Genomic DNA, 21,177 nt, shown 5'->3' on the forward strand with positions numbered 1-21,177 from the left:
GGAACACGCATCGGGGAAAACGGTGCTGCAAACCCTGCGCATCGACGCCTGAGTCACACTGATAGGTCATTCTAATGGTTGTGGCCTAGGAGTCCCATAGCCCCTTTTCCCTTCAAACAGCCTCACTGTCCAGAACCTCCCCAATAGCGGCCAAAGTGGCCAAACACCCCTAAAGTGACTTTTTGCACTATTTTTGCCCATCAGGATTAATTTCATGCCGGATATACGGCTTAAATCTCTTGTTATGGCACGCATTCCACCTGAAAAGCTCAGCTAGACTTTCTCAGGCTTGGCACGCTGTGTGCAGAACACTCCATATGCGAAAGCTATCGGTTTGAATACTGGAAGCATCCAATCCGAATAGTCACTGCGCAATTACTTACCCGTCGAGCGTTAAACCCAAAGTAAGTTAGGAAGGTCAGCGTGAAATATTACTCCCGTCACTGCGTCAAACCCTGCGATCTGAATCCCGCACAGCGCCTGTTTGGCGGTCAGCTGCTCGCCTGGATTGATGAAGAAGCCGCCATTTTTGCTGGCTGTCAAATGGGCACGCCCATGCTGGTCACCAAGCTGATGTCAGAAATTGACTTTGTTAGTTCAGCCTGCTGCGGCGATGTCGTGGAATTCGGCTTTGAAGTGGTTGGTATTGGTCAGACCTCCCTGACCGTTCACTGCGAAGTGCGCAACAAGCAGACCCAACAACTGATTGTGCAGGTGGAACAGATTGTTTTCGTGGCACTGGATGCCAACGGCAAACCCACTCCTCACGCCAAGGCCGGGATGACCCTTGAGCAGGCACGTATCGCTACGCGGCGTGAGCGGGAGCTTCGCGAGCGTCGATTGGCCGGTTAAAGCGCTCTTTAATCCCCAGAAAGCTATTCCTGTGGATGGCGGTATAATGACCATTTTGTCACTGCCGTTATCCACCATGTTGCAACTACGCTTTAAAACTCCGAGGGCCTGGGCAGAGGTAGTGCTCAAAGATTTCAATCGTTTTCTACAGGATCACGCCGCAGCCGAAAAGAAGGCCTCTGGCATGGCCGTCTCCATGTTCTCCCACTACCCGGACAAACCTCTGTTGGTGGAAGCCATGGTGAACCTGGCATTAGAGGAAATGAACCATTTTCGTCAGGTCATCAAAATTATGCACGAGCGAGGTATCTACCAAGCAGCGGACGAGAAAGATCCCTATATCCACGCCCTGCGCCAGTTAATCCGCCGCGGCCCTGATGAATACTTGATGGATCGCTTGCTCACCGCAGCCATTATTGAGGCGCGCGGTTGCGAGCGCTTTGGCCTGGTGGCCGAAGTACTACCAGAGGGGCCGCTGAAAACTTTTTATCGGGTAATCACTGAGAGCGAAGCCCGCCACCATGAACTGTTTTTAGAGTTGGCACTGGAATACTTTCCTAGCCATACAGTCGAGAACCGCCTTTGCCATCTACTGGATGAGGAAGCGCGAATCACTGAGGCACTGCCCTACCGTGCGGCTCTGCACTAGTCAGGGATGGAGGGAGTAATCCGATACAACCCACGGAGATAAGCAATCGTGTATGCTGGCGCGGATATACCTTGTCTGTAATGGGGTTTCTGCAGTTATGTCCACCCTTCGCCAACACTGGTACCGCTTGGTACTACTAAGCGTTTTCGCCTTTACTTGGGGTTGGTCCGCCTGGCAGCCCCTACATCCGGATGACTGGTTGCTGGAAAACTATCTGGTCTTTGCAGCCCTTCCCGTTATTTTGCTCAGCGCCCGGGTATTTCCTCTATCCAGGGTTTCCTACACGCTAATCACCCTGTTTATGTGCCTGCATGTCATCGGCTCCCACTACACCTACGCGGAGGTACCATTCGGTTTCTCCATGGGAGAGTGGCTCGGCAGCGAGCGCAATATGTACGACCGGTTGGTGCATTTTAGTTTTGGCTTATTACTGGCCTACCCGGTACGAGAGATATTGATCCGCCTCGCCGGCTTGCGCGGTTTTTGGGCTTACTTCTTCCCGGTAGATGTCACCTTCGCCCTGTCCTCCATTTATGAAATTATCGAGTGGCAAGCGGCGCGCACAGTTTCCCCGGAATTGGGCATCGCCTTTCTCGGTTCACAGGGGGATATTTGGGATGCGCAGAAGGATATGTTGCTGGCGGGCCTAGGCGCCATAGTCGCTATGTTGATTGTACTGGCCCTAAACCTGTGGCTGAACTCCAATACTTGGAAAGAAATACGCAGTAGTATGCGGGTTCCTGAAGGGGACAGGGCCAGAGGAGAAGCCAAACTCCTGCAATGGTGGCGCAACCGGCACAGCCATTAATCCTTCAGCCTGTCCCTGCGTAAGTCAGTGGCAGGCGGGTAGTCTGTTTCATGGTCTCCATCACAAAACTGGAACTGACATCGAATAGGTCAGCTTTGATCAGCGCCTTATAAAGGCGGTCGTAACCCGGCATATCGGTAACCACCGCCTTGATCAGGTAATCAAGGTCCCCACTCATACGGTGCACCTCCAATATCTCGGCGATGCCTTGCACCAACTCACCGAACTGAGCAGCCCAATGATCATTGTGCTGATTGGTTCGAATGGAAATATATACGGTCAGTGGCAGATTGAGTTTCTGCGGGTTCAGCAGTGTCACCCGTTCGGCAATCACGCCCTCCTCCTCCAGCTTGTTAATACGCCGCCAACAGGCGGATTTTGATAGCCCCACCTGCTCGGCAATATCCCCCACAGAGAGAGTCGCATCCCGCTGCAATAACTCGAGAATTTGTTTGTCCTGCCGGTTAAGTGCCGCTGCCATACCTGTCCCCACTCTGGCCATCAAATGGCCCATCGTCTCACTTAACCTTCAGAATTCAACACAAAGAATCTAAAAGCTTAAAATTACGGCACAAAACTTCGGTAATGAGCTGAAAAACCACATAAATAGGCACATTGTTTCACTCCCAAAGCCCTAGAGTGCCCCTATAAAACAGGGAAGAGAATCATGACCACTCTTATCAAGCACATCCGTGAATCTGTTATCGGCGATCGCACACCGATTCCGACTCCTTTTGGACCGAGGCCTTTGGTTTATGCCGATTACACCGCTTCCGGTCGTTCATTGACGTTTATCGAAGATGCCATCCGTCAGCAGGTACTGCCCTACTACGCCAATACCCACAGCGAGAGTTCCTTTACCGGTGCCCAGATTAGTGCGCTGCGCGAGGAAGCGCGGGAAGAAATTCGCCGTGCGGTCAATGCAAGCCCCGAACACAAGATCATTTTTTGTGGCTCTGGCGCCACCGCTGCGATCAACAAGCTGATTGATATCCTTAACTTGCGTCTGCCGGCTGACCTGGATAAGCGACACCAGCTACTGGAGCAAATCCCTCCGCAACAACGGCCGGTGGTTTTTATCGGACCCTACGAGCACCATTCCAATGAATTGCCCTGGCGGGAAAGCATCGCCGAACTGGTTTCTATTCCCCTGAATCGCCAAGGCGGGCTGGATCTAAACGGTCTGGAGTCCATGTTGCACACTTACGCCGAGCGACCCGTGAAGATTGGCAGTTTTTCCGCTGCCTCCAATGTAACCGGCATTAAAACCGACGTAGCGGCCGTCACCCAACTGCTACACCGCTACGGCGCTCTGTCCTTCTGGGACTATGCGGCTGCCGCGCCCTATGTGGGGATCGACATGTGTGCAGTTGGGGACAACGGGGACAAGGCAAATAAAGATGCGGTCTTTATTTCACCGCACAAATTCGTCGGCGGGCCGGGTAGCCCCGGTATTCTGGTGGTACACGAGCGGCTGTTAAAAAACTCTGTACCGGCGACTCCCGGCGGAGGCACAGTACTCTATGTCACCCCGCAAGATCACCGCTACCTGGAGGACCCGGAGCGCTGTGAGGAGGGCGGCACACCCGCCATTGTTGAGTCTATTCGCGCCGGCATGGTCTTCAAACTGCAGGGGATGGTGGGCACAGAAGAAATTGCCAGACGCGAAGAGCAGTTTATCAACCGAGCGCTGCAGCGCTGGTCCCGTGAAGAAAATATCGAAATTCTCGGTAACCTGCAGGCACCTCGCCTTTCCATCGCTGCACTGCGTATTCTCTGGCAGGGCAAGGACTTGCACTACGGTTTTGTTGTGGCACTGCTCAATGATCTGTTTGGTATCCAGGCCCGCGGTGGCTGCTCCTGTGCCGGCCCCTATGGGCACGCACTGCTCGGCATCGATATGGGGCACAGCCGCGCTCTGGAAGAACAGATTCTAAAGGGGCAAAAACTACTACGACCCGGCTGGGTGCGCCTGAATTTCAATTATTTTATCGACGAAGACACCTTTGAATACTTGCTAGAGGCAGTTGCCCTGGTCGCACAGCACGGCTGGAGGCTGCTGCCCTATTACGCCTTCGACACGGTTCAAGGAGTCTGGCGCTTCCAGCAAGAAAAACTCGGCCCAGTTGTCAGCTTGGCAGAGATGGATTTTTTCGTAGGGGCAATAAGCGAAGAAGAGGAGCCTCAACCGCTAAGGAACCTGAGCGACTACCTTGCTATCGCGGAGGAGGAGCTATGCCGAGCTCGGCCGGAGGCGCATTACTGCGAATTAACACTACCTGCAGATGCCGAAGTACTGCGCTGGTTCACCAGCCCCAGGGAGGCAGCGTTGGCACTCTGAGGCCGCAACTCCAGAGCTTCAATGATCAACGCAACAGCAGCAGGGGTTGCCGGGTTTTTAGCAGCATCTTGGCGGTGATGCTCCCCATTAACAGATCACGCAGGCGATTGTGGCTGAAGGCCCCCATCACTGTGAGGTCAATCTGGTGTTCTGACTGATAGGCAATCAAAGCTTCAACCGGATTGCCCTCCAGGTGGCTGGCTGTAACCGCCAGCCCCGCAGTATCCAGCTCAGCGCTGGCCTGCGCCAGCAGCTTCTCCGCCACATCCGCAGGTCCCACATTGACCAGGTGGCAGGACATCTGCCGGAACAGAGGGCTCTCTGCCACCAGCGACAGGGCCTTGCGCGCGGCTTCGCTACCATCGTAAGCGAGCATAATGCGCTTAGGTGGCTGGAATTCCCGGTTAACCACCAGAATCGGCTTGTGCAGGGCACGCACCACCGTCTCCAATTGCGCACCCAGGCCCTGGTCAGAATCCGCGTGCTCTTCACCGCGAATACCGAGCACCAGCACACGAATCGAATCCTCAAGCTCCACCACGGACTCGGGCAAGCTGTCGTGGCGCTGGCAGCTCATTACCTGCTCCACTCCAGCAGCCTCAACGCGAGTACGCGCGGCCTGCAACATCAGTTTGCCCTGTTTTACCAGCAGCTGCGCGCGCTGTTGCTCCAGCGCGGTCAGCTCTTCCAGTAACTCTTCCTGACTGCCGAGGCCGATGCTACCGGTGAAATCCGTTACCGCCGGCACCTCACTGCGTTCGATGTTATGCAACAGCTTTAGTGGCGCACCCAAGCTATCGGCCAGCCAGGCCGAATAATCACAGACTGCGCCGGTGTAATGGGAGCCGTCGATACAGGAGAGTATCAGCGGCGGTGTAGCACCATTACTAAAGGAGTTATTGTTATTGTCGCTGTTGCTTACGGCCATCAATGTCCTCCAAGAACCCTTTCAATTTCCTCGGGTTTATCATGTACGCCGAACCGGTCGACGATTGTCTCACTGGCTTGGTTAAGTCCCACCAGCTCTACCTGGGCACCCTCGCGACGGAATTTCAGCACAACTTTGTCTAGGGCGTTCACCGCGGAGATATCCCAGAAGTGCGCGCGGCTGAGGTCGATCACTACCGTATCCACGACTTCTTTGAAGTTGAATGATGCGGTGAATTTATCGGCGGAATTAAAGAAAACCTGCCCAATCACTTTATAGGTTCGACGGCTCTGCGCCTCGTCCAGTTTACTGCTTACATACATAAAGTGGCTGACTTTGTTGGCAAAAAATAGCGCGGCCAGCAACACCCCAACAAACACACCATAAGCCAGGTTATGGGTCCACACTACCACAATCACAGTGGCCAGCATGACCAAATTGGTGGAGAGCGGATAGTGTTTCAGGTTGCGAATGGAGCTCCAATCAAAGGTGCCAATAGAGACCATGATCATGACCGCCACCAGGGCCGCCATAGGGATCACCGCCACCCAGTCACTGAGGAACACCACCAGGGTCAATAGGCCAATACCGGCCACCAGGGTGGAGAGTCTACCGCGACCGCCAGACTTCACGTTGATTACCGACTGGCCAATCATGGCGCAACCGGCCATTCCACCGAGGGAGCCGGCAGCGATATTGGCAATCCCCTGCCCCTTACACTCGCGGTTTTTATCGCTGTTGGTATCGGTCAGGTCGTCGACAATGGTTGCCGTCATCAGAGATTCCAGCAGACCGACCACAGCCAGGCCAGCGGAATAAGGAAAGATAATCTGCAGGGTTTCAAAATTCAGCGGTACTTCGGGCCAGAGGAAGATCGGCAGAGTATCCGGCAGTTCACCCATATCGCCGACGGTACGAATATCCAGCCCCATAGTTACGGCCACTGCGGTGAGCAGTAGGATACACACCAGCGGTGAGGGCACCGCTTTACCAATCACCGGAATATAGGGGAAAAGATAGATAATCCCCAGGCCCGCTGCGGTCATGGCGTAGACCTCCCAGGAGCCACCAATCAACTCGGGCATCTGCGCCATAAATATCAGAATGGCCAGGGCGTTCACAAACCCGGTCACCACCGCCCGGGACACAAAGCTCATCAGGCTGCCCAGCTTGAGGTAACCGGCAATAATCTGCAGTACCCCGGTGAGCAGCGTCGCCGCCAGCAGATACTGCAAGCCGTGCTCCTTCACCAGCGTCACCATCAGCAGCGCCATGGCCCCCGTGGCCGCGGAAATCATGCCTGGCCGGCCGCCCACAAAGGCGATCACTACGGCGATACAGAAGGAGGCGTAGAGTCCAACCCTGGGGTCCACCCCCGCAATAATAGAGAAGGCGATCGCCTCTGGAATAAGAGCCAGGGCCACTACCAGGCCTGCGAGAACGTCGCGACGTATATTGCCGAACCAGTCGGCTTTGGTCGATGAGAGCAACGATGGAAGGAACATAAACGCAATAAATTTGAATTGATCAAAAAAAGGCCGCGCACTCTACCACATGCACAGTCCCCCCGCATAAATCCCCACTACAGACCAAAGATTCAGCGGATAGACCTCGCCTTCAGTCTCCCCAGCCCTAGCTTTATGCATCTTCCACGGCCTCTTAGCACTAGCGGACAAAGCGGACAGCGGACACTTTTTGCGGACACCCCCGAAAAAGCCCCGGACTACCAATAAGTCAAAAAATTCATATTTTTCAAGGAGTTAGAAATTATTTCAAAGTTGGCACACCCCTTGCTGAATACCCGGCAAAACCAGTTTTTTTGATTTGCATCCGAATAGAAAATTTTTTGCATCCAAGTTGGAAAAGCAAAAGCCCCAATTAGAGAGTAATGGAAAGCGAGATGATCAGAGACACTTCCAGGCAAGATACAAAAATCGAAGCCGTGCCGCTGTGGAAGAATCCAAAAGTAATTAAGAGTACCCTCGGCCTCGGCCTGGCCACCGCTTTCCTCACCTGGGGTATCAGCGCCTGGCATAGCACCAGCTCCGTGGATAACACCCTATCTCTATCAAGGATCAATATCGCCCAAGTGGAGCGCGGTGATCTAGTGCGCGACCTGGTGGTTCAAGGCAAAGTCGTCGCCGCCAACAGCCCCACCCTATTTAGCCCCGCTCAAGGTATCGTGAAGTTTTCCGTGAAAGCCGGAGATAGCGTAAAGGCCGGTCAGATCCTCGCCAGCGTCGACAGCCCAGAGCTGTCCAACCAACTGGCCCAGGAAAAGGCGCAACTGAACCAGCTCGGTGTGCAGCTGCAACGGCAGAAAATCCAGGCCAAGCGCCAACAGATGGAGAACGAGCAAAAAGCCGACCTGGCCAAAGTCGATCTCACTGCAGCTAAGAGGGAGTTAAAGCGCTCCGAACTCTCGATGGAGAAACAGATTATCTCCCTACTCGACTTTGAGCGCAGCAAAGATGAAATGGCCCGCGCCCAGCTGGAATACCAACAGGCCGTACAAAATGCAGAGCTGGAGAAAGAGTCCCTCACCTTTGAAACCCAGACTCTGGAGCTGCAGCTATCACAACAACAACTGCAAGTGGAGGAATTGGAGCGCCGTGTGCGCGAGCTGCAGATCCTCTCTCCAGTGAATGGCACAGTCGGCAGTCTCGCCGTCACCCAACGTAGTGCAGTGCCCGCTAATTCACCGCTGATCACTGTAGTGGATCTCACCAGTTTCGAATTGGAAGCCGCCGTGCCAGAAAACTACGCCGACGACCTGGGTCTGAATATGGCCGTGGCTATCAACCTTGGAGGACGTGAACTGCCCGGCGAAATCACCGCGATATCCCCTGAAGTCATCGACAGCCAAGTCATCGCCCGTGTGCGCTTTAGTGAGGGACAACCCCAAAACCTTCGCCAGAACCTGCGTCTCACCGCTCGCGTACTGCTAGAGAACCGCAATGATGTGTTGCTGGTAAAACGTGGAGGCTTTCTGGATCAGAGTGGCGGCCGCTTTGCATTCCGTCTCAACGATCAACAACAGGCAGAGCGCGTTGACATCCAAGTCGGCGCGCTGGGATTGAAGCAAGTGGAAATTGTTTCCGGCCTGCAAGAGGGCGACCAAATCATTATTTCTGCCTCCGAAGGATTGGATACGGCGCAGCTGGTAGCCCTGAAAGAATAAGTCGAGCAAGACATTTAACACACGCAAGCTACACCCACTCAGCTTGCGCAACTAATCAACGATTTAAAAATTCAGTGATAAACAAGGAATATCGCCATGCTTAAAATGCATAACGTCCGCAAGAGTTTCCGTACAGACACCATAGAAACCCACGCCCTCCGCGACTTCAGCCTGGAAGTAAAGGAAGGGGAATTTGTCTCTGTCACCGGACCCAGTGGTTCAGGCAAAACCACCTTTCTCAATATCGCAGGGCTACTGGAAACCCCAACCGGTGGCCAATATTTGCTGGACGGTGAAGACGTCAGCAACCTGAATGACCGCCAGCGCTCCCGCCTGCGCAACGAGAAAATCGGTTTTATTTTTCAGGGATTCAACCTGATTCCAGATCTCAATCTATTCGACAATATCGATGTGCCTCTGCGCTATCGCGGCTTTAACACTAAAGAGCGCCGTAAGCGCATCGAAAAAGTCCTGGAACAAGTAGGTCTATCTGCCCGAGCTAAGCACCTTCCAGCACAGCTGTCCGGTGGTCAGCAGCAGCGTATCGCCATCGCCCGTGCCCTGGCCGGCGAACCGCGCTTCCTGCTCGCGGACGAGCCCACCGGAAATCTCGACTCCCTGATGGCGCGCCAGGTTATGGAGCTTCTGGAGTTTATCAATGAATGGGGCACTACTATCGTGATGGTCACCCACGACCCCGAGCTGGCCCGCCGCGCGCATCGCAATATTCAGATTGTGGATGGGCAAGTGTGTGATCTGCGCCCGGTCACCGAGCAACCTGAAGCCGCTACTGCTTAAGGAGCCTGCAGTAATGATTGGATACTATATTTCCCTGGCTCTGCGCAGCCTGCGCAGTACACCGATATTAAGTGCACTGATGGTCGCGGCCATCGCGGTGGGTGTTGGTGCCTCCATGACAGTGCTTACTTTGAACTACACGATGTCAAAAAATGCTCTCAAGCATAAAGATGACGTACTTTTCGCAGTACAGCTCGATGGCTGGGATGTTAATGAAGCCGCAAATACCACCAATGAAATTCCCTGGCAGCTAACCTATAGAGACACTCAGGCCCTGCTACGCTCCGATATCCCCACTCACCAGGTGGCCATGCACCGCTATGGTTTCACCGTGGAGCTGGAAGATTCAGCGATCCGACCTTATACCGCCGATATCCGCATAACCACTCGCGACTTCTTCGCTCTGTTCGATGTTCCTTTTATCTATGGAGGAACCTGGGAACAAGCAGCTGATAACTCCCCCTCGCAAGTGGTAATACTCTCCAAGGCCACTAATGAAAAATTATTCTCGGGAGAAAACAGCGTTGGCGAAACCGTTATATTAAATAGCCAGCCTTTTACAGTCATTGGCGTTATTGATACCTGGGAACCCTCACCCAAAGTTTACGATGTAAACAACAGTTCCTTTGCAAAAGTTGAATCCCTTTTCGTGCCTTTTGGCCTCCACCGCAAGCTGGAAATTTACAGCTGGGGGAACACTAATGGCTGGGGTAATAGTGGAGAAGGAGAGGGAGAAGGCTACGAGGGTTTCCTACAAAGTGAGAGCGTCTGGATTCAATTTTGGGTTGAACTCCGCGATAGCGAACAGAAAGCTGAGTACGAAAACTTCCTAACCGCATATATTCAAGGACAAAAGGACCAAGGGCGCTTCGAGCGACCATTAAAGTTTGCCCTGAGTAAACCTTCCGAGTGGCTAGTTCTTAACGAAGTTCTCAGCGATGACAATCGTATATTGGGCTGGGTATCTCTGGCTTTTCTGTTGGTTTGCGTTATCAACGCAGTAGCTCTGCTACTAGCCAAGTTTCTGCGCAAAGCGCCCGAAGCGGGTGTGCGCCGGGCGCTTGGTGCCAGCCGTAATGCCATCTTCACACAGCACCTCATTGAAAGCTCTACCATCGGTATTCTCGGTGGGATAGTTGGTATTTTACTTGCTTTTATGGGCATCAGTGGAATCCGTTATTTGGCCATGGGACAACTGGATACAGTGGCCAAGATGGATTGGATAATGGTAATAGCCGCCATCGGGCTTGCCCTGATCGCAAGCCTGCTGGCAGGGCTTTACCCAGCTTGGCGTATCAGTCGCACTAATCCATCCATTTACCTGAAAACCCAGTAAAGGACGAGTCATGCTTGAATTAAAACCCATGTTATCCGCCCTCTGGCGTAACAAAGTTCCTGCCATGCTGATCGCTCTGCAGCTTGCATTGACACTGGCAATCATCAGCAACACGGCTGTTATCGTAAAAGATCGCATTGCAAAAATAGAAAGACCTACTGGTATTGCCGTAGAGGAGATCATAGCCATCAACGTAATGGCGATCCCTAATAACTACGATATGATTGGAGCTGTATCTTCTGATTTAGAATTACTGCGAAAACTGCCTTTCGTCCAAGATGCAACGGTTACCAATCAAGTACCTTTATCCCGGTCAGGTTCCGCGGGCACTTTTTACAATCAACCTAATCAGGAAATCGGTGGAGAAGTCTCTAACCGTTACAATACAGACCCAAACTTTATCAATACTCTGGGCCTAAAATTAGTGGCGGGGCGAAACTTTACCAGTGCTGAAATGCAATATTTTGATCCCAGTGAAAATCGGGATATCAATGTCGCAGTTATTACCCAGCAATTCGCGGATAAAATTTACCCAGACCAAGATCCTATTGGAAAACCCCTCTATGATGGCAACACTTCCCATCCAATAGAAATTATTGGTATTGTCGAACGGCATCTGGGCGCTTGGGTGGATTGGCCAAAAGCAGGCAATGTGGCCTTTTTCCCCATTGTCAGAAATACTCAGGACGTCAATTATTTAGTACGTGCCGAGCCGGGAAAGCGCGATGAAGTGTTGAAGACCTTAGTAGAGAAACTGTCAGAAAGGGATCCTCAAAGAGTTATAAGAACCAGAGTTCTCTCAGAGTATGTCGCTCGCAGTTATGCAGGCGATAACTTAATGGTAAAAGTGTTATCTATTGTTGCAGCCACGCTCAGCTTTATCGTAGCACTGGGAATTGTCGGCCTGACAATCTTCTGGATTAATCAGCGGGCCAAACAAATTGGTGTAAGGCGTGCACTAGGTGCAACCCGCAGTAATATCAGCCGTTATTTTCTGATTGAAAACAGCCTGATTGCCGCTACTGGTATTGCCCTGGGCAGTGCCGCAGCCTTAATCGCCAACCAATATATGGTGCGCGATTACTCCCAGCCGGTATTAACCCTGCTGCCACTCACTATCTGCGCTCTATTGGTACTGATTGTCAGTCTTTCTGCAGCTCTAGCACCAGCACTTCGCGCTGCCAATATTTCCCCGGCGACTGCAACACGAAGTGTATAAAGATTGGACTTGGTGGTCAGCCTTCTTAATAGCCTGACCACTATTCTTAAGAAAACATAGAAGGATTTTTTATGCGCAATTATTTTAGAGCTGTAGGTTTTACAGCTATATCGCTTTTCATGTCCACAGCACTTGCCGAGCAGCACCCAGTCGTTGCCGGCCCTCAAGCCACAAAGGAATTAGAACAAGAAATCACAACTGTGGATTTACAACTGTTTGATGCAGTTTTCAACAGCTGTGACATCGACAAACTGAGCCAGCTTATAACCGAAGACTTGGAAATGTACCACGATAAATGGGGAAAAACGGCAAGCTCCGCACAAGAGTTTCTCGATGGTATTAGCGGTATGTGTGAACGACAAAAATCTGGCAGCGATATCAAGGCACGCCGCGAGTTAATTGCTAAAAGCGTAAAGATATTCCCAATCAACAACTACGGCGCGATCCAAACTGGAACACATAATTTTTATGGAATTCACGCCAACAACAAAGAAGTACTGCGTGAAAGTGGACAATTTACCCATCTCTGGCAAAAGGTAGATGGACAATGGAAGCTCGCCAGGGTGCTGAGCTTTGATCACCAACCTGCCATCAATAGTCAATAACTCCTAACACTTTGGTGAATTCCTTCGGCTGGGGCACATATTGCCCTAGCTGCAGTTCCCCCTTAATACCCACTCATTGCATAATGCTCAGCTTACAAGCTGGCTCTTGGTCCTATGGATAAAATACTCATTATCGACGATAACAGCGGTATCGTCTCAGCCCTAGAAATACTGTTGTCACTGCACGACCTACAGCCTCTCTGCGCCATTACCCCCCAGGCAGGTCTGCAACTGTTGCGGGAAAACCGGGATATCAGCCTGGTGATCCAAGATATGAATTTCACCGCGGATACTACCTCTGGTGAGGAGGGGCGCGAATTGTTTTTTGCCATTCGCGAAATTAACCCAGATCTACCCATCATTCTTTTGACCGCCTGGACGCAATTGGAAATGGCCGTGGAGCTGGTCCGCGCCGGTGCTGCCGATTACCTGGGCAAACCCTGGGACGATAACAAGCTGATTTCCACCATCAATAATCTTCTTGAACTCGGTGAATTGCAAAAACGGCAACGGGCTTCCCAGCAAAAGGCCATCGATGCCCGCAGTGAATTACAGGATAAATTCGACTTGCGCGAGATCATCTACCGCAGCGATAAAATGCAACAACTGCTAGAGATGGCCACGCAGGTGGCCAAATCTGATGTACCAGTTCTAATTACAGGGCCCAATGGAGCCGGCAAGGAAAAAATTGCCGAAATTGTGCAGGCCAATTCCATGCTACGTGACCAACCTTTTGTAAAGATCAATGTGGGCGCCCTACCGGAAGAGCTGATGGAGGCGGAACTATTTGGTGCCGAGCCAGGCGCCTATACCGGCGCTGGTAATAAGGCCCGTGAAGGACGTTTCGAGGCCGCCGATGGCGGCACCCTCTTTCTCGATGAGATCGGCGAACTTTCTGCCAGTGGGCAGGTGAAGTTATTGCGTGTACTGCAAACCGGCGAGTTCCAGCGGCTCGGTAGCAGTCAAACCCGCAAGGTTAAGGTACGAGTGATCAGTGCCACCAATAGCGATCTGCCCCAAGCCATCACTAATGGCAGCTTTCGCCAGGACCTGTTCTACCGCCTGAATGTGATTGAGTTGCGCCTGCCCCCCCTGTGTGAACGCCCCGAGGATATAGCCCCGTTGGCCATGAATTTTTTACAGGATAACGGCAGTTCAAAAAAACTCTCCCCCCAAGCGTTGACCGCCCTAACCCGCTATCAGTGGCCCGGCAATGTGCGTGAACTGCAAAACGTGATGCAACGCGCTTCGGTTCTCTGCCGTGGAGATACGATAGATGAAGCACTGCTTGCCCTGCCGAAACAGGCCTCAATAGACAGGGCCGAAGTACATTTCGAGCCCAGCCGCGAACTCCTACAGCAAACGCTGGCCAGCTGTAATGGCATTATCGCCCAAGCTGCCAGGGAACTGGGCATGAGCCGTCAGGCACTGTATCGCCGACTGGACAAACACGGTATTCCCTATTGATGTCGAAATATTTCTCTCTGGAAGGCCGTATCCTCGCCTTCTCCATATTGGCTCTAGCCATCGCCGCCGGCCTGCCGTGGTTATTAAGCTTTATTGGTTTGGACGCCCGTCTCTCCTGGACCCTGGGCCTTATCCTGGGAATTTGTACTCTTATCAGCCTGATACGTCTGGCACTAAAGCCCCTGACCTCCACCCTGAAATCCCTACAGGGTGGATTGCTCAACTTTCGCGATGGTGACTTTTCTATTTCACTGGTCTCTCCCCGGGATACTGAACTGAGCAAGATCACGAATTTATACAATGATATCGGCGAGCACCTCAGGCGCGAACGCGCCCATATCTATCAGCGGGAATTACTTCTGGATACAGTAATACAAAGCTCTACCCAGGCTTTGATCCTGGTGGACCAGAGTGATCATATTATTTATTCCAACAGTAGCGCTAAAAAGTTACTCAATGGCGGGAAACCTATTCAGGGTTTACTGTTGCAAAAGTTGCTGCCCAACAGCCCGAAAGAAATTGCCAGCGCCATACAAAATTGGGATAACGGCCTGTTTAATTACACGGATAAATATGGCAGCCACTCCATGCATATTGGCAACAGCACATTTGTACTCAACGCCCACAAGCACCGCCTGATTGTTATGCGCGAGATGACAAAGGAGCTCACCAAGGCGGAAGTAGAGGTATGGAGAAAAGTGATTCGCCTGATTAGCCATGAATTAAATAATTCCCTCGCCCCCATCTCCTCCCTGGCCCACTCAGGAAAAATGCTGATCGCCAAACCGGATAAAGCCGCGGCGCTTGGAAAGGTGTTCGATATTATTGCCGAGCGCTGCAAACACCTGACTGAGTTCACCCAAGGCTATGCCAGCTTTGCCAAATTACCCCCACCAAGCTGTGAACAAGTCAGCTGGCAAGAACTTGTAGAACGCACAGCCCCCTTACAGGAATTTATTTTAAAAGGTGAACTACCAGAGCGACCAGGCTACTTTGATCCGGTACAAATTGAGCAAGCTCTACTAAATTTAATCAAAAATTCCCGTGAAGCAGGTTCCAGCAGTAATGATATCGAACTGTCGATTCACACTGATGGTCTGGGTCAACAACTGGTTATTGCCGACCGTGGTTGTGGCATGAGTGAAAAAGTGTTGCAACAAGCGCTGCTGCCATTTTTCTCCACCAAAGAACAGGGAGTGGGCCTGGGCCTCGCCCTCTGTAGAGAAATTGTCGATGCACACGGAGGGCACATTCAGTTAATGAACCGAAACGGTGGCGGCTTGCAAATCTCACTATGGCTACCCTGGGAGCAAGAAGCTTAATAGCAAAAATTTAAATTAAACAATTAAAATAGAAATTAAGCCTTCCAAGAAGGGTTAAGATAAAAAAATAATTCCAGAGTGTGCACCCACTATCTCAGTGCAAAGCAACGTAAATAACCGAGTAAAAAAATACCAAGTCCATCACAAAAAAAGTGCTGTGGCTCTTCCCTCTTACTTCGTTGAACAACATGGGGCTACTGAAAAGTTCAGCCGGCCCTTAAGGCTCGGGTAACGCACCGGCAAAGTGCCCTTAAAATTTATAAAAATCTCCCGAGTTCTTTGTTAAAACAAAAATGAAAGAAGGGATCAATGCTAAAAGTAAATAGTCTGCTGCCCGTCAGCGCGCTTGCTCTCAGCCTGATGGCTGCGAACAGTTACGCTGCACCCTCACCTCAGCTACAAGGTGGCAATCAGTTCGACCTGGTAATCGCCAACGAAGCCAAGCTGATAGACATGCTCAAGCGCTCAGGCCGCATTAGTAAAAATGCATCCATTGGCGAAGCCGAGCGCACTCTACACCAGTTTCTGAAAGAACGTGCCAGTAAAAACCAGAACCTGGCCCAGGATTTGTCCAGTGAAACGGTACAAATGATGAAGCATGCCCGTGGCGGCAAGCATCCCAAATTAGGACGCGGTAAAGGCAAGGGGCGCTTTCATGGCATCGGCCGTGCACCGGCACCTATTCAGCTCGAAAACTATGAAGGTGAGATGCGTACCGCGAAGGTTCTCGCAATCCTGATGGACTTCCCCGATTTCCCCCACAACAGCATTGAGCCAGGGGAAACGGATATGTACTACGAGGACTATGCCGCACAACACTATGCAGACCTGCTGTTCTCCCAACAGGGCTTCACTGGCCCCCAGGGTGAAAACCTACTGTCTATGCAGCAGTTCTACTGGCAGCAATCCGGCAATAGCTACTCCGTCGAAGGTGCAGTAGCAGGTTGGTACACTGCCAGTCAGCCAGCAGCTTTCTATGGCAACAATGAAAACGGCGATGCCCGTGCTCTGGTGCGTGAAGCACTGCAGGCTGCCGCAGCTGATCCCAGCGTTAACCTCGCTGACTTCGATATCGAAGACCGCTACGACCTTGATGGGGATGGCAACTATTGGGAAGCCGACGGCTTGGTGGACCACATTATGATCTTCCACTCCTCAGTGGGGGAAGAAGCGGGTGGCGGCCAGCTGGGAGAAGACGCGATCTGGGCGCACCGCTGGAATCTCGGCGATGTTTTCTCTATTGAGGGAACTACCGCATCAGTGGATTACTGGGGCGGCACCATGGCGGCCTACGACTACACAGTACAGCCTGCCGACGCAGCAGCAGGTGTTGTCAGTCACGAGTACGGCCACGACTTGGGTCTACCCGACGAGTACGACACCGATGGTTCCGGCCGCGGTGAACCCGTCTCCTCCTGGTCAATCATGTCCAGCGGCAGCTGGGCCGGTGTTATCCCTGGCTCAGAACCCACGGGTTTCTCTGCTTGGGCAAAGGAGTATTTGCAAACCAACCACGGCGGCAACTGGCTGCACGGCGAGACCATCGCCCTGCAAGATATTCCCCGTCGCGGCATCCCTCTCCTGCTTGACGAGGCGGTACACAAGGGCACCAACAACGATGCGATCCGTATCGACCTTCCCAAAAAGGAAGTGGTCGTGACCGTACCAACCAGCGGTGAGTACGCCTATTTCAGTGGCAGTGATAACAACCTGCAAAACTCCATGGTAATCCCTGTCGACCTGACCGATGCTCAGAGCGCAAGCCTGACCTTCAAGGCCTGGTATGACATTGAGCAGGATTGGGATTACGGTGCGGTTATGGTTGACCTGGGTGAGGGCTTCGTCTCCATTCCCGGTAACATTACCACCGAGACCAGCCCCAATGGGCAAAACCCGGGCTTCGGTATTACCGGCAGCTCCAGTGGTTGGGTCGATGCCGAATTTGACCTGAGTGCCTACGCTGGCCAACAGTTCAACCTGTCCATCGCCTATATTACCGATGCCTATGAAGCCAACCCCGGCCTGTTTGCCGATGACATCACCATCAATATCGACGGCCAAGCCGCCCTCTTCGATGATGCGGAGAGCGACGGCAACTTCAGCCTGACCGGTTTCAGCCGCCACCCCGGCTACAACCTCCACGACCACTACTACCTATTGGAATGGCGTACCCACCGCGGTGTAGACCAAGGTCTGGCACACATAAATGTGGCCGGTCAAATGCTGACCTATAACGAGGGTCTCCTGATTTGGTATGCGGACACCAGCTATGAAAACAACTGGGTAGGTGTCCACCCCGGTAATGGCTTCCTCGGCGTAGTCGATGCAGATCAGCAGGTTCTGAAGTGGAGCGATGACTCCGTTGCATCTACTCGCTACCAGATCCACGATGCCACATTTGGTGTCGACTGGGCCCAGCGGCTGACACTGGATCTTCTGGAAGATTACGGCATCACCATGACCGATATCCACAACCGCCCCCATCGGGTATTCAACGATCGTAGAAGCTTTAGCAGCGATGAGATCCCCGATGCTGGCCGCGCGATTACCCCTTACGGTTTGAAAGTTCGCGTAGTCACGCAGAGCAGAGACAAGTCGGTAGGTAAAATCCTTATCTCTCAGAAGTAATTCTGTTTTGAGATAAATCTGGAAGGCGGCCAGATGGCCGCCTTTTTTTATAAGCGAATAAGATTTTTTCTCATTTCGTTTCCTTTCTGCAGCAATACAAACCCTCCTGCAGAAATTCCAAACCGAGCTACTCTGAAATTCTGAAGACTAAAGCAAAGCGTTTTGGAAATTTTGCCAATGGAAAAACATCAGAATATTACCCGCAGAAGGTTCCTTAAGTTATCCGGCGGTGCCCTGGCGATTCTTCCGGTTAGCATAATCGCCACTGATCGGGCCAGCGCCCAAATCAAGGCGACCAAGGAATCGGTCAATTACCAGGACACACCGAAAGATGGCAAGAAGTGTGTGGACTGCCAGCTATTTACACCACCCAATGCCTGCATAGTGGTGGAGGGCGATATCAGCCCCGAGGGCTGGTGTAGCCTGTTTGTTCTCAAACAGGGCAATGCCACTTCAGACTAAGCCGGCACCCGCAGCTCACCGCGCAGCTTACTGACATCGGCGCGAGGCGGTAGGCCGAACATGCGGCTGTATTCACGGCTGAAATGGGAGGGACTTTCGTAGCCCACCCGATAACTGGCGGAAGCTGCTTCCAACCCCTCTGAGAGCATCAGACGGCGTGCCTCGTGCAGACGCAGTTTCTTTTGGAACTGCAGTGGCGACATGCGGGTTATCTGCTTGAAGCTGTGATATAGGGAGGACTCGCTCATATTGGCTTGTTCGGCCAGATCGCTGATACGCAGGGGCTCGGAGAAGCGGTCTTTGAGCACCTCTATCACCCGCGATACCCGGTTAGCCTGGCTGTCCGCCATGGCAAACTTGCGCATGCGCGCACCGATCTCACCCATCAGAGCCCGATAGATAATCTCCCGCCTCGCCATGGGCGCCAGTATTTGCGCGTCTGTAGGATTTCCTGCCAAGTGCACTAAGCGGCTCACTGCATCGAGAATGCCCTGATCCATCTGTGTTACACAGAGGCCGCAGCTGACCTCCGGGCAGTCATAGCCCGCTTCAATGCCGGGAGCCTTATCTCCCAGCTCCAGGACCAGGTCTGCCACCTCTTTGGGGTCAATAATCAACTTTACCCCAAGAAAGGGGACATCCTTGGAGGCCCGCTCTACTCGCCCCAAAATCGGCAAATGTACAGAAGTTGCGACATAACTGAGGGGCATATAGGAAATTTCCCTATCCCCCAACTCCAGGGTTTTGCTGCCCTGGATAATAAAGTTCAGTGAAGGCGTATAGACTGACGAGGCACAGGCGAGCGGCTCATTGCAGCGAATCAAGGCCAAGCCATCCAGCTCAGTCTCCGTCAAGCCTTGCTCTGGTGCCTGACGCATCAGGGTTTGGATCAGTTTTTGCCTGGTCGTCTCCAACTCCGCCGGAATAACTTCTGCTACCGCTCTCTCTTCACTACTCATAGTTTTTCCTCGCGCCCACGTGCCCTGGGCGGCATCAAACAAGGTGGCTGACAGTATACGGAGTTTTAGGCAACTCTCGCAGGATTTTGCAGGATTGGGCAATTACTGTGCAGCAATAGATAACTTACCGTAATCTCCTACCGTATAAAGCCGTGATAAATTCATTAGTGATTCACAAACCTAGTTATATATACAGTACTAATTGATTGACTTAAAGGTCTTTCTCAGACTGTCACCTCACTGAGAAAAATAGAAATAGGCAATCAAGCCATAGTTACCGGATACCGCCCCCCTATTGCGCCCTATTAAAGTTGCCTCCCAACTGAGAGGAGTGCCAAACGGCCCCTCTCTTCCGAAGCAAAGGGAGTACACGCGTTATGGTGAAGAAACTTACCGCCACACTGTTCGGCCTCTCCGCACTGGTCCTGGCTGGCTGCGGCAGCGAAGAGCCCACTGGGCAGCAACCGCCCCCTCCGGCCGTAGAAGTTGCCCAGGTTAGCACCGAGGCAACCACTTTGTGGCGCAGTTTTACCGGCCGCGTTGTCGCTCCGGAGACCGTTGAACTACGCCCCCGTGTCAGCGGGTATATCGACCAGGTATCTTTCACTGAAGGCGCCCTGGTAGAGCGAGGTGATGTGCTATTCACTATCGATCAGCGCCCCTACAAAGCCAAACTGCGTGCCGCTGAAGCGGATTTACAGCGGGTACGCAGCGAACTGGCATTCAATACGAAGCAGGCCCGCCGCGCCCAGCAGCTGCTGGACAGTAAGGCCATTTCACGAGAAGAATACGACCGCCGCATCGCCGCGCGGGATGCCAAGCACGCAGCCCTGAATGCCGCCGAAGCCGCTGTGGAAAACGCGCGCCTCAACCTGCAATACACCGAGGTGACAGCCCCTATTAGTGGCCGTGTTAGCCGCGCCCAGATAACCCGCGGCAATCTGGCCAACGCGGATACAACCCTGCTGACCACCCTGGTTTCTGTAGATCCCATGTACGTGTATTTCGAAAGTGACGAGCAGACTTTTGCCGCCAGTCGCAACCTACTTAACAGCGATGCCAGGCCCCCAGTTCATATCGGCTTAGCAGGCGAACACGGCTACCCGCATAAAGGTCAGTTGGATTTTATCGACAACCGCCTCAACAGCCACACCGGCACTATCCAGTTCCGAGCTGTAGTCTCCAACCCCGAAGGCACATTTAAGCCAGGGCAGTTCGCCCGCGTGGAAATGCCTATCGAAGAAATGGCCCAGGCAGTACTGATCGATAGCAAGGCAGTACTCACCGACCAGGATCGACGCTATGTCTATGTGGTCACGAAGGAGAACTTGACGGAGCGTCGCCCGATAGAAGTGGGCCCGCGGCAGGGGGAGCGCACGGTAATCCGTAGCGGCCTTCAAACTGGCGAACGAATTGTAGTCAACGGCCTCCAGAAGATCTTCTTCCCCGGCATGCCGGTCGCACCCGAGATGATCGCCCAGCAGGGTCAAGGCAGTAGCGCTCAGGCCGCCGGACACTGAGCCTAGGTGTTTCCACTACTTTTGGACACCGAGTTTTGGGCACCGAACGCCCAACGAATCCTATCAATGGAATCCGAGCGGCCTGAAAGCCGCTTCCCAGGT

At 52.7% G+C, this 21,177-nt stretch carries 18 protein-coding genes; 14 read left to right on the forward strand and 4 right to left on the reverse strand.

Translation table 11 applies throughout. The features are described from left to right. The first annotated feature begins 423 nt into the window (after positions 1-423). From ACJJIC_RS20185 to ACJJIC_RS20195, 3 genes are all read left to right on the forward strand, one after another. The gene (locus ACJJIC_RS20185; protein WP_252084662.1) at positions 424-852 is read left to right on the forward strand and encodes an acyl-CoA thioesterase; all 429 of its coding nucleotides are present in this window, start codon (positions 424-426) and stop codon (positions 850-852) included. A 76-nt stretch (positions 853-928) separates the two neighbouring features. Continuing rightward, positions 929-1,501 carry a tRNA-(ms[2]io[6]A)-hydroxylase gene (locus tag ACJJIC_RS20190; RefSeq protein ID WP_444910997.1) on the forward strand — a complete coding sequence of 191 codons (573 nt, stop codon included), beginning with the start codon at positions 929-931 and terminating at the stop codon, positions 1,499-1,501. 97 nt (positions 1,502-1,598) lie between these two features. Further along, the gene (locus ACJJIC_RS20195) at positions 1,599-2,309 is read left to right on the forward strand and encodes a DUF2238 domain-containing protein (protein WP_444908762.1); all 711 of its coding nucleotides are present in this window, start codon (positions 1,599-1,601) and stop codon (positions 2,307-2,309) included. Positions 2,310-2,313: 4 nt separating this feature from the next. Here the strand turns inward: ACJJIC_RS20195 and ACJJIC_RS20200 are convergent, their stop codons facing one another. Continuing rightward, on the reverse strand, positions 2,314-2,790 hold the full coding sequence (locus ACJJIC_RS20200; RefSeq protein ID WP_444883841.1) for an Lrp/AsnC family transcriptional regulator: 477 nt from the start codon (positions 2,788-2,790) through the stop codon (positions 2,314-2,316). 186 nt (positions 2,791-2,976) lie between these two features. Between ACJJIC_RS20200 and ACJJIC_RS20205 the strand changes: the two genes are divergently transcribed. After that, entirely contained in the window at positions 2,977-4,650 is a 1,674-nt protein-coding gene (locus ACJJIC_RS20205; RefSeq protein WP_444908761.1) for an aminotransferase class V-fold PLP-dependent enzyme, read from the forward strand. A gap of 25 nt (positions 4,651-4,675) precedes the next feature. Here ACJJIC_RS20205 and ACJJIC_RS20210 read toward each other — a convergent pair whose 3' ends face one another. Together ACJJIC_RS20210 and ACJJIC_RS20215 are read right to left on the reverse strand one after the other, a co-directional pair. Continuing rightward, complete coding sequence (locus ACJJIC_RS20210) at positions 4,676-5,578, reverse strand: universal stress protein (RefSeq protein ID WP_444908760.1); 903 nt, start codon at positions 5,576-5,578, stop codon at positions 4,676-4,678. Beyond that, a complete protein-coding gene (locus tag ACJJIC_RS20215; RefSeq protein WP_445357742.1) occupies positions 5,578-7,083 on the reverse strand; it encodes a SulP family inorganic anion transporter in 1,506 nt (501 codons plus the stop codon). Before ACJJIC_RS20215 ends, ACJJIC_RS20210 begins: the two co-directional genes overlap by 1 nt. Before the next feature lie 395 nt (positions 7,084-7,478). On the opposite strand from ACJJIC_RS20215, the gene ACJJIC_RS20220 reads away from it, so the two are divergent. The 9 genes from ACJJIC_RS20220 (at position 7,479) to ACJJIC_RS20260 (ending at position 18,596) form a co-directional block, all read left to right on the forward strand. After that, positions 7,479-8,759: an efflux RND transporter periplasmic adaptor subunit gene (locus ACJJIC_RS20220; RefSeq protein ID WP_444908759.1), complete on the forward strand. Its 1,281-nt coding sequence runs from the start codon at positions 7,479-7,481 to the stop codon at positions 8,757-8,759. Between the two features lie 96 nt (positions 8,760-8,855). Next, positions 8,856-9,557, forward strand: a complete 702-nt coding sequence (locus ACJJIC_RS20225) for an ABC transporter ATP-binding protein (RefSeq protein WP_444908758.1) — start codon at positions 8,856-8,858, stop codon at positions 9,555-9,557. A 13-nt stretch (positions 9,558-9,570) separates the two neighbouring features. Next, on the forward strand, positions 9,571-10,893 hold the full coding sequence (locus ACJJIC_RS20230; protein WP_445357743.1) for an ABC transporter permease: 1,323 nt from the start codon (positions 9,571-9,573) through the stop codon (positions 10,891-10,893). A 10-nt stretch (positions 10,894-10,903) separates the two neighbouring features. Next, a complete protein-coding gene (locus ACJJIC_RS20235) occupies positions 10,904-12,112 on the forward strand; it encodes an ABC transporter permease (protein ID WP_444899029.1) in 1,209 nt (402 codons plus the stop codon). Between the two features lie 71 nt (positions 12,113-12,183). Further along, entirely contained in the window at positions 12,184-12,717 is a 534-nt protein-coding gene (locus tag ACJJIC_RS20240; RefSeq protein ID WP_444908756.1) for a nuclear transport factor 2 family protein, read from the forward strand. Between the two features lie 114 nt (positions 12,718-12,831). Next, positions 12,832-14,184 carry a sigma-54-dependent transcriptional regulator gene (locus ACJJIC_RS20245; RefSeq protein WP_444891276.1) on the forward strand — a complete coding sequence of 451 codons (1,353 nt, stop codon included), beginning with the start codon at positions 12,832-12,834 and terminating at the stop codon, positions 14,182-14,184. After that, the gene (locus ACJJIC_RS20250) at positions 14,184-15,506 is read left to right on the forward strand and encodes a sensor histidine kinase (protein ID WP_444908755.1); all 1,323 of its coding nucleotides are present in this window, start codon (positions 14,184-14,186) and stop codon (positions 15,504-15,506) included. The genes ACJJIC_RS20245 and ACJJIC_RS20250 overlap by 1 nt, the downstream gene beginning before the upstream one ends. Positions 15,507-15,815: 309 nt before the next feature. Continuing rightward, positions 15,816-18,134, forward strand: coding sequence for an immune inhibitor A domain-containing protein (locus tag ACJJIC_RS20255; RefSeq protein ID WP_444908754.1), 2,319 nt, complete (start codon positions 15,816-15,818; stop codon positions 18,132-18,134). Between the two features lie 177 nt (positions 18,135-18,311). Next, positions 18,312-18,596, forward strand: a complete 285-nt coding sequence (locus ACJJIC_RS20260; RefSeq protein ID WP_444888065.1) for a hypothetical protein — start codon at positions 18,312-18,314, stop codon at positions 18,594-18,596. Here ACJJIC_RS20260 and ACJJIC_RS20265 read toward each other — a convergent pair. Next, the gene (locus ACJJIC_RS20265) at positions 18,593-19,555 is read right to left on the reverse strand and encodes an AraC family transcriptional regulator (RefSeq protein ID WP_444908753.1); all 963 of its coding nucleotides are present in this window, start codon (positions 19,553-19,555) and stop codon (positions 18,593-18,595) included. The genes ACJJIC_RS20260 and ACJJIC_RS20265 overlap by 4 nt on opposite strands. Before the next feature lie 377 nt (positions 19,556-19,932). Between ACJJIC_RS20265 and ACJJIC_RS20270 the strand changes: the two genes are divergently transcribed. After that, the gene (locus ACJJIC_RS20270) at positions 19,933-21,075 is read left to right on the forward strand and encodes an efflux RND transporter periplasmic adaptor subunit (RefSeq protein WP_445357744.1); all 1,143 of its coding nucleotides are present in this window, start codon (positions 19,933-19,935) and stop codon (positions 21,073-21,075) included. Positions 21,076-21,177: the final 102 nt, after the last annotated feature.

The sequence above is a fragment of the Microbulbifer mixtoriginis (SeqCode) genome (assembly GCF_052468275.1).

What these genes read in the sequence shown, in the direction of transcription:
- ACJJIC_RS20215 (WP_445357742.1), bottom strand. Translation starts at nt 7,083, where the DNA reads ATGTTCCTTCCATCGTTGCTCTCATCGACCAAAGCCGACTGGTTCGGC.
- ACJJIC_RS20225 (WP_444908758.1), top strand. Translation starts at nt 8,856, where the DNA reads ATGCTTAAAATGCATAACGTCCGCAAGAGTTTCCGTACAGACACCATA.
- ACJJIC_RS20240 (WP_444908756.1), top strand. Translation starts at nt 12,184, where the DNA reads ATGCGCAATTATTTTAGAGCTGTAGGTTTTACAGCTATATCGCTTTTC.
- ACJJIC_RS20255 (WP_444908754.1), top strand. Translation starts at nt 15,816, where the DNA reads ATGCTAAAAGTAAATAGTCTGCTGCCCGTCAGCGCGCTTGCTCTCAGC.
- ACJJIC_RS20195 (WP_444908762.1), top strand. Translation starts at nt 1,599, where the DNA reads ATGTCCACCCTTCGCCAACACTGGTACCGCTTGGTACTACTAAGCGTT.
- ACJJIC_RS20205 (WP_444908761.1), top strand. Translation starts at nt 2,977, where the DNA reads ATGACCACTCTTATCAAGCACATCCGTGAATCTGTTATCGGCGATCGC.
- ACJJIC_RS20245 (WP_444891276.1), top strand. Translation starts at nt 12,832, where the DNA reads ATGGATAAAATACTCATTATCGACGATAACAGCGGTATCGTCTCAGCC.
- ACJJIC_RS20235 (WP_444899029.1), top strand. Translation starts at nt 10,904, where the DNA reads ATGCTTGAATTAAAACCCATGTTATCCGCCCTCTGGCGTAACAAAGTT.
- ACJJIC_RS20190 (WP_444910997.1), top strand. Translation starts at nt 929, where the DNA reads ATGTTGCAACTACGCTTTAAAACTCCGAGGGCCTGGGCAGAGGTAGTG.
- ACJJIC_RS20210 (WP_444908760.1), bottom strand. Translation starts at nt 5,578, where the DNA reads ATGGCCGTAAGCAACAGCGACAATAACAATAACTCCTTTAGTAATGGT.
- ACJJIC_RS20250 (WP_444908755.1), top strand. Translation starts at nt 14,184, where the DNA reads ATGTCGAAATATTTCTCTCTGGAAGGCCGTATCCTCGCCTTCTCCATA.
- ACJJIC_RS20270 (WP_445357744.1), top strand. Translation starts at nt 19,933, where the DNA reads ATGGTGAAGAAACTTACCGCCACACTGTTCGGCCTCTCCGCACTGGTC.
- ACJJIC_RS20230 (WP_445357743.1), top strand. Translation starts at nt 9,571, where the DNA reads ATGATTGGATACTATATTTCCCTGGCTCTGCGCAGCCTGCGCAGTACA.
- ACJJIC_RS20260 (WP_444888065.1), top strand. Translation starts at nt 18,312, where the DNA reads ATGGAAAAACATCAGAATATTACCCGCAGAAGGTTCCTTAAGTTATCC.
- ACJJIC_RS20200 (WP_444883841.1), bottom strand. Translation starts at nt 2,790, where the DNA reads ATGGCAGCGGCACTTAACCGGCAGGACAAACAAATTCTCGAGTTATTG.
- ACJJIC_RS20265 (WP_444908753.1), bottom strand. Translation starts at nt 19,555, where the DNA reads ATGAGTAGTGAAGAGAGAGCGGTAGCAGAAGTTATTCCGGCGGAGTTG.
- ACJJIC_RS20220 (WP_444908759.1), top strand. Translation starts at nt 7,479, where the DNA reads ATGATCAGAGACACTTCCAGGCAAGATACAAAAATCGAAGCCGTGCCG.